Source organism: Mesorhizobium sp. M7A.F.Ca.CA.002.09.1.1 (assembly GCF_003998555.1).
Taxonomy (GTDB): domain Bacteria; phylum Pseudomonadota; class Alphaproteobacteria; order Rhizobiales; family Rhizobiaceae; genus Mesorhizobium; species Mesorhizobium ciceri.
In genome coordinates this window covers 1-470 of the sequence record NZ_RZRR01001597.1, presented here as the reverse complement: position 1 = coordinate 470, position 470 = coordinate 1, and the positions used below count along the sequence as shown (strand labels likewise).

The window sequence follows — 470 nt, the reverse complement described above, 5'->3', positions numbered from 1 at the left end:
GCAACAGCACGTCCGGATCGGTGCCCCGGCCGCGTGCGATTAGCGCAAGCCTCTGCCAGCCGCCACTCAGCGCCTGCATTGGCCGCTCGCGCATCGGCTCGGGCACGTCGAGTGAATCCAGAACCACGTCGACACGCCACATCTCGCTTTCGGCCTGCTCGGACGGCAAGGCATCCGCCACCACCTGCCGGAACGTACGGGTGCGAAGGACCGGGGCAACCGACTGTTCGACATGACCGACGCGCAGGCCGCGCGTGCGGGTGATGTCACCGGAGGTCGGCTCCATCCCGCCGGTCAGGCATTTCAGCAAAGTCGACTTGCCGCGGCCATTGGCGGCGACAATGCCGAGCCGGTCGCCGGTGCCGATGGTGAGGTCGAGATTGGCAAACAGCGGCGCACTCATGGTGACGCCGAGGGATTTGAGGCTGATCAGGGCCATTTGATTTCTCTGGTCTTGCCGGAGACTACTC

General features: G+C 65.5%; 1 protein-coding gene. It reads right to left on the bottom strand.

The genetic code is table 11. The annotated features are described in order from the left end of the window. Positions 1-439 (bottom strand): ATP-binding cassette domain-containing protein (locus EN994_RS34865; RefSeq protein WP_164746595.1); only part of this gene is annotated, 439 nt, incomplete at its 3' end. Positions 440-470 lie beyond the last annotated feature (31 nt).